The organism is Opitutaceae bacterium TAV5 (assembly GCA_000242935.3).
Classification (GTDB): Bacteria; Verrucomicrobiota; Verrucomicrobiia; order Opitutales; family Opitutaceae; genus Geminisphaera.
The window spans coordinates 762,660-774,305 of record CP007053.1; the positions used below are offsets into that span (position 1 = coordinate 762,660).

The following is an 11,646-nucleotide window of genomic DNA, read 5'->3' on the forward strand; positions in this document are numbered from 1 at the left end:
GTCAGTCTTCGGCAGGTCCAAAGGTGAGGGTTTCGGCTCCGGCATTTCCGGAGACGTAAATCGTGTGAAACTTTCCGGTGGTGATATTCTTGATCTGGTAGACGACTCCACCGTCGAGGGTCTGACGGAATCGGTAGGTGCCGCCCTGCGGGTCGCGGGTGACGAGCGCGGTTGGCGACGTCGGCAAGGCGGTGTTATCGGCAGGGCCGAAGGCGAGTTGCTCCGCTCCGGCGGCTCCGGTGATGTAGAGAGTATGAAAGGCTCCCGTCGTGCCGTTCTTTAGCTGGTAGTAGCTGCCGGTCTCGTCGGTCTTGATGCGGTAGGCGCCGAGGTCGGGAACCTTCGTAGCGACATCGCCAATACCGAGCGATGCGTAGGGCAGGATGTTTACCTGCACGGTCTGCGCGGTAGTGAGGAGGAGGGTCAGCGCGAGCGTGACGGCGGAAGCGTAGCCATCGCCCGCGCCCGATTTGGGAAAGGCAGGGCAGGCGCCGTAGGCGATGAGGAGGCCGTCGATGTCGATGAGGCCGATCTCGCGCACGAGGAAGCCACCGACGTTTTCCGGGAGGACGACCGAAACGCGGATGCCGCCGGCAACCGGCGTGCGGCTGGTAATGTCGGTCCGGTATTCCTCGTGCACGAGGGCAGCGAGCGCGGCGGGCGTTTCGGTGACTCCACTGCCCACGGCAATCTGAGACAGCATGAGGCGCTGTCCGTCGAGGACAGTGGCGAGTTTGGCGAGGCCGGCGTCGGTGAGTTGGAGGGCGTAGCTCATGCGGTGCGTTTCCAGAGGTGCGCGACGATGTAGGGTTGCAGAATGTTGACCGGGGAGTTGCTGCCGACGCTGGTGGTGGCCTTGGCCTCGACGGTGACAGTATGCGTGTGCGCGCCGGCACTGGCCGCCGTGAGAGCGGGGATGGTGACGGTATGCGTGTGCCCTCCGGCGGTCTGGATCAGTTGTGTGCCAAAACCATTTTGGGTGAACCATGCCGCACCCGTATTGTCGCCGGTAATCGGGCGGTCTGCGTTGGTGTTGGCAAAGCCGTATGCACTGGAGGTTTCTCCCGCCGATGAGTTTCCCCAAATGGCATGGGTATGACTGCCCGCATTGGTAGTCGTAACGGTAACTGAATTGGTCGCGTGCGTGTGCGCGCCAGCGCTGGTGGTCGTGATCGTTTGCGCGGCGTTGTTGTGCGTGTGGGCGGGCAGTTGCGCGACGGTCAGGGTGACGGTCTTGTTGCCACCGGTTTTCTCGACAGCGTTGAAATCGGCGTCGCTCGTCGAGAAGCCGGTCAGGGAGCGTCCTTCACCCCATCGGGCCCACGTGCCGAAGCCGAGCAGAGCAGCCGGGTTGGTGTTGTTGACGGTGACGTAAATGTGCCCGACGGGCATCAGCAATTCGCCGACAGCCTTCGCAAGGTTTCCAAGCGTGTTGGGGAGACCGAGGTTTTCGAGCGCCTTCTGTTGTGCCGGAGCGCCGGCCGCTTTGATCTCGCCGAGATTGTTGACCCCGCGGAGGTAGTCGAGTTCGCTAGCAGGTTCGTTCTGCGCGGCGTGGAGCTTCTGGCCGGCGGTGGCAGGCGTGGCGAGTGTCAGGGTAGTATCGTCCTGGATACTGAATTGCGGATCGGCTACGGCCGGACCGCGCAGTCGGACGCCGTCAAGGTAAATGGCGACGCCTTCGGTCGTGCAAACGGCGAGGGTGACGACCGTTTGCCCGGCAACCAAGGTTTGCACTTCCTCGCGGGGCGCGACAAGGATCGTGGTGCCGCTGGCAATATCCACCCATTCAAAATCGCCGTCGGCGTTGGACTTTTTACGGAGGACGTAACCGGTGTTGCCGCCGGGAATTTGGGCGCCGACGGTGAAGTTGTCCGTCACCCATTGGCGGGAGGCAAGGACGATGGCGGGATCGATCCGGAGTTCGACGGCGGAGGTCGAGGAAACGGCGAGGTAAATGCGGACGACGAGGTCGCGGGCGGCTCCCTCGGTGGGGAGCGGCTTGTAGGTGTCGGGGAAGTTGCCGACGGCGATGAGCGCGCCGGAGTCGTCGAACACGCCCACCTCGCGCACCGCCCACCCGCCAACGTCGGTCGGCACGATGGTTTCGGCGACGACGTAGCGGTCCGGGTTGTTCGGATCGTTGGTGAGGTTCGTAAGCCCGCCACGCCAGACTTCGCGGACAAGCTCCGTGGCAGTTTGCGACGGGGTGACGGGGTTGCCCCCCCCATCACCGAGCGCGATGGCGGCGAGGTTGACGGTGACGCCGTTGGCGATGGCGGAGGCAATCTTTGCGAGGCCGATATTGGTAACGATGGTTTCGAGGACCATGATGGTTCAGGCGGTGAGGTGGGCGGTGACGTGAGGGGCGATGCCGAGGGCGATGACGGCCTCCCACTCCAGGGCGGTGACGTTGGTTTCGGGCGCGAGCATCGTGACGGTGTCGATGTCATGCGCGGCGGCGGCGACGATGAGGAGCGCCTCGGCGAGTGCCGGGGTGCGACGCCATGCGGGGAGGACGGCGGTGTTGACACCGCTGTTGGCGGCGGCGGCGAGGGTGAGCCGTCCGTTGCTGCGGAGGATGGCCCGCACGGCGCGGAGGTGGGAGCGGGCGTTTTTGTTGGCGAGGGCGATGCGCTCGGCTTCGTCGAAGGTCTCGGCGTCCATACCTCTGTCACCCACCTCGACTTCCAGATCGAAGGTGTAGGGCTGGCCGGTGGCTTCGTTGATGGCGACTTCGTAGCCGATGGCGGAGAGGGCGCGGCGGAGCGCGCCGACGGTGCCGGCGCGGCGATGGACTTCGACAGAGGCGGCGATGGCGGCGCGCTTCTGGCGCTCGGTCCATGCGCTGTCCCAGTCCTTCACGTCGAGTGACCACGCAAGCCAGGGCAGGGTGTCGGCGGGGCAGGTCCAGGGATTCCAGAGTGTGCGGTTGGGAACGGGAATGGTGGCGGCGCGCTCGGTGGCAAAGGAGATGGCGCGCTCCTGGGGAGTGGAGTTTGGCGGGAGGAGGGCGGTGGGATCGGCGGCAGTCGTGCTCATGTCTCGGTCCCTCCGTGTGTAATGCTGATGCCGTTACAGCGGGCGGCATGTCCGGCAGGACAGATGATGTTGGCGGCGGGCGAGACGAGGTCAGCGCGCTGCACGCCGGACTGGTGGAGCGCGGCGTAGAGCCCGGAGAGCGTGATCGAGCGTCCGAGGCGGAAGTTTTCCGAAACGTATTTCCCGACGGCGGCCTGCGCGGCGGCGAGAACGACGGCGACATCGGGACCGGCAAAGGTGGTGAGGGTAGCCGCAACGGTGTACTCGATGATCTCGGGAGGGTTGACGACGACGTTGTCGGTCAGCGGGCGCACGTCCTCGGCGGTGAGGGCGGCTTGCACGGCATCGAGGAGTTCGGTGGATGGCTCGCCGTCGCCAGCGGTGGAAAGGATATACACGTCAACGACGCCGGGCGCGGACGACGAAACGGAGGCATCGCGGACGCCGGCCACGCTGAGGGCGTGGAACTTGTAGGCACCCGTCGGGCCCGCGGTGGAAAGGCCATCGAGGGAAAGCAGGGCGCGGCGGCGAAGATCGGCGTCGGTCTCCATCACGGCCTCGGCCGGCGGAAGCGCCTCGGGGTCGGCGGGCGTGACGACCTTGCGGATGACGCCGTAATTTGCCGCGAGGTTGTCGAGGTCGGCGCCGGTCGCGTAGGCGAGCATGACGGCCTTGGCGGCGTCGTTGACGCGGGCGCGGATCAGGAGTTCGCGGTAGGCGCAAACTTCGACAATTTTGTAGGCGGGGTCGGACTCGACGAGAGCGGTAAAGGCGGGGTCGCGGGCGCGAAGATCCGCAATCATCTCGGCGAGAATTGCGTCAAAGGACAGCGTCTCGACGACGGCCGGCGCGGGGAGTCCGGAAATGTCGATGATGCCGCTCATGCGGTGGCGACTCCTTCCAGGGTGAGCGGATGGCCGTCGGGGAGGTGGCGACCTTTCAGGGTGAGCACGAGGCGACCGGCGGCGGGGGTGGTGGCGCCGGAATTGATGCCGACGCTTTCGAGGGCGAAACGCGGCTCCCATTTGGCGAGGGCTTCGGCAACGGCAGCGGTTACGGGCGCGAGCAATGCCGGCGTAACGGGCGCGTCGAGAAGCTCAAAGAGGCGGGATCCGTAGTCCCGACGCATGACACGTGAGCCGAGCGGCGTCGTCAGGATGTCCCGAATCGACTGCCGGAGATGGGCGATGCCGTCGATGGCCTTGCCTGTCTGTTGGTCTGTGCCGCGCATGGCGACACGTTACCGGGCGCGGCGTCCGGGGTCTTGTGCGGGGAGTGCGCGGTGGCGCGCGCGAAAGGCTCAATCAGCCTGGGGCCGCGCTGGTTCGCGGCTGGCGTCCGGAGGCGGCAAGTCGTCCGACACCGGCTCGGTCTTGAGCGCATGCGCGAGGGCTCGCGCCATGCCGTCGATGTCCGTCGCGGGGTTGGGGATTTCGCTGTCCGTGGCTTTATCGCCGGGCGTTTTCTGTGTCATCGTCTGTGGTGGGTGTGTGCGGGGCAGGCTTGTCACGGCCCATGTCCGCACTGGTTAAGACCCTATGCCAAGCGACGGGTGACAATTGGGCGGCAGACGAGCCGCCCTCCGCCGCCCGGCATAGGGCGATTCGCGCCTTTGTTTTGGTTGGCTTGTCACGGCCATGCGGGAGCCAATCGGCGGCGGCGACGGAGCGCGAGTCTTTTTCAGGAGGGCGGGTCGGTCTGTGAGCTGCCCCGATCCACACCGCCGTGCGTGTGCTGGATCAGGCTGATGCCGCCGGCCACGTGGTCGCCGGCGCTGGTGATTGTCGAGGTCGTGGAGACGGGTGCGTCGATGGTGACTTGCCCGGCCTTGAGGGTGAGCGCGGCTGCGTCGATGACGGCGGAGCCGTCGGCAAGGGTCCGGATGCGGAGCCCGCCGGGGAAAACGGCGACGGTCTCGGCGGGGTTGTCTCCGGGCGCGGGGTAATCGTCCTGGTTGAGCGCGGGGAGCACTACCGCCTGCGCAAGGTCGCCGGTCGGCGCCAGCACGAGGACTTGCTCGCCGATCGTCGGCGCGGACCAGGTGCGGACGTTGCCGGCGCGATATGTGAGCCAGCGGAGCCAAGTGGTGAGGAGCAGGCCGATCTTGACGCGGACGCGGGGCGGATCGGCACTGAGTTGCGCGACGGTGCCGACGCGCAGCATGTTCGCCTGGCGGCGCTCAAGCTCGGTGATGCGGCGGATGGCGTCGGTCAGTATCCGGCTCATGGCGAGAGGCGGTCAAAGTATTCGTCGGTGATTTGCGGCTCTCCGAACACGAGGGTTTCGCCAATGATTTCATCCGTCCAGAGGTCCTCGCCAACGTAGCCATCGACCGACCAGTCGATGCGCTGGCACTCGACGAGGGATGCGTTGTTGCGTCCGTTGGCGTTGTCCCCATCAGCCGCGAGGTAGTCGGTAGCGATGTCAGTGACGACGGGCTGGCTGACGGGCTGGCCGGCGAGCGGATTTTTGCGGAGATGGTGCGCGATGCGGAGAGCGAGGGCGCGGACGGCGATGCGGTTTTCCCGCTCGTCGCCGATGCCCTTGTAAATGACGAAGGTGGAAAACGAGAGGGTGATGCAAAGGCGTTCGGTGCCGTCGTCGCCGGTGGGATCGAGGACGGCGATGTCGGCAATCTCCGTGAGCGCGGCGGGGCGCGGTGTGTCTTTCGTGAAACGCTCGTGGTCGGCGACGTGCAGCGCCGAAAACTTACCCTTGATGTGGGCGTTGATGGCATCGAGGAGCGGCAGGAGTTTGATGTTGGTGTCGGCGGGCGTGCTCATTTTTTGGCGTAGCGTTTGCGGCGGATGACCTGATCGAGTTCGCGGCGGAAGTTCTTTTCGAGGAGGGCGTCGGCCTCGTCGCCGAGTTGGTCAACGGCGTCGAGTCCTTCGGCCTTGATGCGGCGATAGATCTTGAGGAGGGCGTCGGGGCTTGTGTTGCGGGCCCGGCGGCGGAGCCCGGGGGATTTCTCAAGGGCTGCGGTGGATACCTGCCCGCCGGAATTGCCACCGAAAGAATAGACGCGGCCGGTGTGATCTGCGGGAACATTGGCCGTGATGTCGCCGCGCTTCGGCGGGCGTTGCCAGACCGTCGAGCCGATTTTCTTGATACGGAATCCCTTCGGTACCTTGCGAATCGCGGACGCCGGAAAGGCAGAGAGCGAAACAGGATCGAGCCCGAACCAGATGACGCCGAGCGCGCCTTTCGCCGGCATGGAAACGCGGTGGTGTTTGCGGAGCGATGCGGACTTGGCTCCGGTGATCTTCGCAAGGCGCGAGAGGCCGAGGCGGTGAAGCGTGCGCGTGGTGGTCGTGATGGCTTTCTTCGCAGCGCGCTCGAACTCTTCGACGGAGATTCCCAGCGCCTCGGCGTCGGCGCGCAGGTCGTCGAGGCCGTCGGCGGTGATGGTGATGTCGATGGTGCTCATGCGCCGGTGTCGTCGAGGAGGTCGTCATGCAGCGCGTCGGCGCCGGCACTCGCGGGGCCGGGCGGGGCGAGGACAACGACGGCGAGGCCGGTTCCCTCGGGGAGGATTTCGAGCACGTCGTAGTCACCGGGCCCGGGGAGACCTGGCCCGCGCTCGAACACGGTGACGCGCATGTTGCGCGACAGGCGCGAGGCGTCCGTCATGTTACACGTGATACGCGGCTGCGTGAGGTCGGCGTCGGTCTTGCCGAGTCTGGCCGCCAGGTCTCCGTCATCGAAGATGCCGCGAAACGTGAAAAGCCCGCCACCGATTGTCGCGGTGACGGGCGTGGAGAATTCGCGGAAGAAGATGGAAATATCTTCCTGCACGAGCGGTTACTTTTTGGGATCGGCAGGGGGAGGACTGGCGCCCTTGGGGTCCTTGGATTCCTTGGTCGCCTTGGGCGTGGTGAGGATGCGAGTGCCCTCGGCGTTCCCGACGTCCTTGATGATCTTTCCCCGACCGCGCAGTTCGAGGTTTTTGGCGAGGCCGTTATCGACCTGTACCGTCGATCCCGCCTTGGCGATCTTTCCGTTTACCATGATGGGCTTGATGATTTCTACGACTTTCACAGTGTAATTACCTTTCTGTTACGTGTTTACGTGGTTTGGTGAGATGTAAGCAAGCCAGTCACCGAGGGTTGGTAACTGGCGGATTGTCAGCCGCCCTGCTCGGGCTCGGGCTGCGTGAGGTCGCCGAGGGCGAAGCACTCGGGACGGCGAACCAAGAAGTTGATGTCCTGGAACGCGGAAATCTCGATGCGCGCATTGCGTACCTTCTGGTCGGCGAGGATTTCGAGGCCACCCCACAGGGCGTGGATGATCTCGGACCAGACGCCGAAGAACATGTCGGTCGAGGCAATCTGGTTGGACACGTCGGTCGGGTAGCCGTTGAGCGTGTTGCCGGGTTCCCACAGCACGGACTCGCCGGCAGAGCCGGGGAAACGCTTGGTGGTCTTGCACTGGCCGCGCACGACGGCGTTGAGCAAGTAGAGCATGGAGCCGATGTCGGCGTTCTCGGCGGCGATGGCTGTCTCCAGCGCGACGAGGCCGGCGTAATCGACGGCGCCATCGGCGAACTGGTAAGCGGAGATGCCGGAGACGTTCTTGAGACCGAGCGGCTGGCCGTTGGCACCGGTGCCATAGTAGCCGGCGGTGTCGATGGCTTGCCCCTGAGAGTTGGCGAGTTCGCGGCGGACAAAGGCGTCGATGTCCATCGACGGCTGCTTGAGCATGTCGCGAGTGATCTGCGTATAGCCAGCGACGGTCTTGTGGGAAAGAGCCACCTGGCCGAGAGTGACCTCGGTATCCGGCGCATCGTCGTCTTCCCCGATCCATCCGGAGGTCGCGCCGCCGGTCTGCTTGGGAATCGAAATGGAACCCTGGAGCCCGCCGAGCGGCGTGGTGTGCTTGAGGAACACGCAGCGGTTGCGGAGCATCTCCATGAAGGAGCCCATCATGAGCGTATTCTGGATCACATTACCACCGGTGCCTGTATAGTCATTGCCCGTCTTGACAGAAACGATGTCGCGGCGTCCGGACAGTTCGAGCACGTCGTGCGGGATGACGTGACCGCGGACCTCGCGCCCGGAGGCGCGGAGCTTGGTGGCAGCGGTCTCGGACACCTCAAGCTCGAAGGCAGCGTCGTCGAGAACGTGGCGCTCGCCGGGGCGGGCGGTGATGGCGAGGATGAATTTGCGGAAGCTGAACTTGCTGGCCTCCCGCTCGCCGAGTCCGATGGTGGCGGTCTCGCGAATCTGCTTCTCGGCGGCACGGTTCCCGGTGTTGAGCGTGTCAAGCAGCGTGCGCTGGAACTGCGTAATGTCGTGGCCCTGGCGCAGGGCATCGCGGGCGAGGTCGTGCGCCGTCGGGATGGCGCGAGCGTAGGCGTCCGCGAGGTTGAGGATGTCGGTGACGCTGGTGCCCACCGTGGCGACAACCGGCGCGGTGGCGCGCTGGCCGCCACCCGCGGGAGCGGCGGGAGCCGGGGCCGCGGCGGCAGGAGCAGCCGGGGCAGGAGCCTGCGCCGGGGGCGGCGTCGGCTGGTGGTTACGGTTGCCGTCGGAGGGCGCACCATCGAGGAGGGCTTGAAGCTGTTCGTCGGTGGCGTCGTCCGCAAAGGCAATGCCGCGCTGGCGGAGAGCGGCAATGAGTTGTGCGCGATTCATGGTGCTTTTGGTGTGGTGGTTGTTTTTCGGATACGCACGGCCAACGCCGACGGAGGTGTCGGCGGCGACGGTGACGATGGAAATTTCGTAGGGGCTCCAGCGGAGGGCGGTGTAGGTGTCGGGGCTTTTGCCGTCGGCAGCACGGGTGATCTGCCATTCGAGCACTTCGTAGCCGACGGAGACCTGGCGGAGGATTCCGGCCTTTACGTCCTTGAAGATGCGTTCGCCGAGTTCCGTCTCGGAAAACCTGATGCGGGCGCGTCCCTTGCCTCCCTCGATGCGGGCGGTGCCTTCGACAACCTTGCCGATGTAGTCGTTGCGGTTGTGGTTGAAGAGGGCGCAAGCGCCGTCGTTGAGGCGGGTGAGGTCGCAAGCGCCCGAGGCATGGCTGAGTATCTCGTAATCGCCCCACCGGAGGAGCGGGGTGTCAGACGAAAAGGAGACTTCGACGGTGCGGTCGGTGTCGTTGACGGTGGCGGGGTCGAAGCTGAGAGTGCGGCGCAAGGGCTGCTCGCGCCACGCTCCGCGCTCGCCAGGGACGGCGTGAGGATGGTCGCCGATGTCACCGTTGCCGCGTGGATCGGTGTCGCGGCAAAGCGGGCCCAACGTCCAGGCGGGGAGCGGCGAAAATGTGATGTCCGGTGCGGGCATGGCGTCACCTTGTCACACAGAGGGCAATGCGGTCTTGTGCGGGGAGTGCGCGGGGTCAGCCGAGGGATGGCCGGGCACAGAAAAGCCCCGGCTGGCGAGGCCGGGGCGGTGTCACAGGCGGAGGGATACGGATGGGCGCCCGGCCTTAGCCGGCGAGTTTTTCGGCGTCGGCTTCGGAGAGTCCGAAGAGGATGACCAGGGTATCCTTCTTCTGCGCGCTTGTGAGGTTAGGGTCTTTCAGGATTTCGACGAGCGCGGTCGTGCCGCCGACGCCAAGCTGCACGGCGAGGGCGTCCTTGGCGGCGGTCTCCTGCTCTGCCTCGGGGGGCGTCGCTTCGGAGGGAGTCGTCTCGGCGTCTGCTTTCTTGGGCGGAGGCGGGGGGGGCGGCACAGGCTTCTTGCCAGTGGCGTCTTTGTCCTCGTTGCCGCCCTTCGCGTCGGCGTCCTTGCCCTTGCCCTCCTTGTCGTCGGCCTTGTCCTTTTCCTCGGTCGTCGGGACGTTGGTAGCACCGGCAACGATAACCTCGGTCTCGAGTCCGAGGGCTTCCATGTCGGCATTGTCGGCGGCAATCTCGTTCCACGTTGCCCACGCGTCGGCACCGTAGTCGCGGATGATCGAGGAGCGGGAGCGCAGCTTGAGAGCAAGGGCCTTCTCGGCGGCGGTCATTTCCGATGCGGGGTCGATCCATCCCCACCGGCGTCCGGCAAAAGTGCATGAGAGGTAATCGTCCAGCCGGGCGGGGTTCAGTGGCTTGCCCCTTGCGACGATCTTTTTCGCAAGCAACGAGTATTCGAGCCATGCCTCGAAAGTGTCATCGCATACGCCTTCGATGACGTCCTCCTGGATGCCCTTCCACATCTCGCGTTCGTCAAGCGCGCCTTGGCGGATCGAGGAGAAGTTTACTCCGGTCAGGTCACTGGCGAGGTTGTTGTAGCTGACACACAGGCCGGAGGAGATGGCGCGGAGGGCAGCAGTAGTGAACGGGGCGAATTCGCCAGATGGATATTGAGGGTCGAATTTTATGAACTCCCGGTTTCCTATGTTTTCAAATACGCCGGCTTCGGCGTCCATAGGCAGGTCCTCACTCTCGACGGGATCTGATTCTTCTTCGGGGTCGAGATCTTTGAAGAAGCCTGACTTGCGGGCGCCGACATCGGCGGCGACAAGGGCGGCGTCTTCGTAGTTTTGCAGCACGCGCATCCGCGCAAGCGCAGTCATCATCGGAGGTAGTCCGCGCTTTTGGTTCGTGTACTCGGCAACGTAGAGGTGGATGATTTCCGAGGCGGGAACGACGACGCGCTCGAAGCTCGTTCGGGTGGCTCCCCATAGCCACGCACCCGGCGGCTCTTTCAGGAAGTGATAATTGAGCGGGCGCCCGTCGGCGTTGAATTCGATACCGTGCTTGATGAAGCGATCATCGGTGAGTTGCTCAACGTGGCAGGGGTCAAGGCGGATGGGGTCGATCACTTGCAGGGAAAATCCCCACGGGCCCGCGCCGGGCCCGCACCGCTTGCGGAGGATGAATTCGCCCGTCGTCGCCAGCTCCGTCGCCGCCAGACGCTCAAGCGCCCGCCGGGACATGCGTCCAGTCACCGTGCAGTTTTTCTTCTTCGACCACTTCGCGAACGAATCAACAATCGCATCGGATGCCACTTTGTCGGGCTTTCCGTCAGCACCGGTGATCTGCGGTTGCAGGGTAAAGCCGTTGGGTCCGGCGATGTTGTCCCGGCAAAGTTGCACAAACTTGCGGGCGTGGTCGCTTGTCCGCGCCATGACGCGGGAGCGGGCAACGAGTTTGTTCCAGTGGGAGTAAATGAAGCTGTCGATCTCCTGCGGAGTGATACCCCAGGTGGACTCAAGACGCCCGGTGCCTTCGGCGGTAAGGATGGCTCGCGGCGAAGCGACTCGGCCAGAGCGCGGGCGAGAGTGCGCACGCGATTGCCGGTTCGTATTTTTTACGTCACTACCGGAGCGTCGCAGGAACGGGATGCGGTCAAGCAGGCTCATGGTCAGAGATAGCAAACGATGCGACGACCACCGAGGCGGTCGCGGGGAGTTTCCTGCCGGGCGGCGAGGCCGGCGTAGTATTTGCGAAGCTCAAGGAGTTCGGTGATGGAGTAGCGGTCGAGGCGGCGGTTGTTGATCTGGTAACTCTTCACGCCGTCGTCCGCGCGGCCCGCCATCATGGCGTCAATTTTACGGACGATCTCGCGGTAGGAGACGGCGGGAGTTCCGGGAGGCGAGACGCTGCCCGATGCCGTAACCGGCAAGGCAGCGGTGACGTGGACGTCGGCGGTTGGTGTGGTGTCGGGCATG

At 64.9% G+C, this 11,646-nt stretch carries 14 protein-coding genes; all 14 read right to left on the reverse strand.

What is annotated here, in order from left to right; translation table 11 throughout:
* Position 1: 1 nt before the first annotated feature.
* The 14 genes from OPIT5_03795 to OPIT5_03860 all read right to left on the reverse strand — a co-directional run bounded on the left by OPIT5_03795 (position 2) and on the right by OPIT5_03860 (position 11,645).
* Positions 2–775 (reverse strand): hypothetical protein, encoded by a 774-nt coding sequence (locus OPIT5_03795; protein AHF94017.1) that lies wholly within the window; start codon positions 773–775, stop codon positions 2–4.
* On the reverse strand, positions 772–2,331 hold the full coding sequence (locus OPIT5_03800; GenBank protein ID AHF89521.1) for a tail protein: 1,560 nt from the start codon (positions 2,329–2,331) through the stop codon (positions 772–774). Before OPIT5_03800 ends, OPIT5_03795 begins: the two co-directional genes overlap by 4 nt.
* Positions 2,332–2,337: 6 nt before the next feature.
* Entirely contained in the window at positions 2,338–3,042 is a 705-nt protein-coding gene (locus OPIT5_03805; protein AHF89522.1) for a tail protein, read from the reverse strand.
* A complete protein-coding gene (locus OPIT5_03810) occupies positions 3,039–3,926 on the reverse strand; it encodes a baseplate assembly protein (protein ID AHF89523.1) in 888 nt (295 codons plus the stop codon). The genes OPIT5_03805 and OPIT5_03810 overlap by 4 nt, the downstream gene beginning before the upstream one ends.
* Positions 3,923–4,273 carry a phage baseplate protein gene (locus OPIT5_03815; GenBank protein AHF89524.1) on the reverse strand — a complete coding sequence of 117 codons (351 nt, stop codon included), beginning with the start codon at positions 4,271–4,273 and terminating at the stop codon, positions 3,923–3,925. The genes OPIT5_03810 and OPIT5_03815 overlap by 4 nt, the downstream gene beginning before the upstream one ends.
* 69 nt (positions 4,274–4,342) lie before the next feature.
* A complete protein-coding gene (locus OPIT5_03820; GenBank protein ID AHF94018.1) occupies positions 4,343–4,516 on the reverse strand; it encodes a hypothetical protein in 174 nt (57 codons plus the stop codon).
* Between the two features lie 206 nt (positions 4,517–4,722).
* Positions 4,723–5,268: a baseplate assembly protein gene (locus OPIT5_03825; protein AHF89525.1), complete on the reverse strand. Its 546-nt coding sequence runs from the start codon at positions 5,266–5,268 to the stop codon at positions 4,723–4,725.
* The gene (locus OPIT5_03830) at positions 5,265–5,825 is read right to left on the reverse strand and encodes a hypothetical protein (protein ID AHF94019.1); all 561 of its coding nucleotides are present in this window, start codon (positions 5,823–5,825) and stop codon (positions 5,265–5,267) included. Before OPIT5_03830 ends, OPIT5_03825 begins: the two co-directional genes overlap by 4 nt.
* Positions 5,822–6,472, reverse strand: a complete 651-nt coding sequence (locus OPIT5_03835; protein ID AHF94020.1) for a hypothetical protein — start codon at positions 6,470–6,472, stop codon at positions 5,822–5,824. The genes OPIT5_03830 and OPIT5_03835 overlap by 4 nt, the downstream gene beginning before the upstream one ends.
* Positions 6,469–6,840, reverse strand: a complete 372-nt coding sequence (locus tag OPIT5_03840; GenBank protein AHF94021.1) for a hypothetical protein — start codon at positions 6,838–6,840, stop codon at positions 6,469–6,471. Before OPIT5_03840 ends, OPIT5_03835 begins: the two co-directional genes overlap by 4 nt.
* A gap of 6 nt (positions 6,841–6,846) precedes the next feature.
* Positions 6,847–7,083 (reverse strand): hypothetical protein, encoded by a 237-nt coding sequence (locus OPIT5_03845; protein AHF94022.1) that lies wholly within the window; start codon positions 7,081–7,083, stop codon positions 6,847–6,849.
* A gap of 86 nt (positions 7,084–7,169) precedes the next feature.
* Positions 7,170–9,329 (reverse strand): hypothetical protein, encoded by a 2,160-nt coding sequence (locus OPIT5_03850; GenBank protein AHF94023.1) that lies wholly within the window; start codon positions 9,327–9,329, stop codon positions 7,170–7,172.
* 145 nt (positions 9,330–9,474) lie between these two features.
* The gene (locus tag OPIT5_03855; protein ID AHF89526.1) at positions 9,475–11,337 is read right to left on the reverse strand and encodes a portal protein; all 1,863 of its coding nucleotides are present in this window, start codon (positions 11,335–11,337) and stop codon (positions 9,475–9,477) included.
* A 2-nt stretch (positions 11,338–11,339) separates the two neighbouring features.
* Complete coding sequence (locus OPIT5_03860) at positions 11,340–11,645, reverse strand: hypothetical protein (protein ID AHF94024.1); 306 nt, start codon at positions 11,643–11,645, stop codon at positions 11,340–11,342.
* Between the last annotated feature and the right edge of the window lies 1 nt (position 11,646).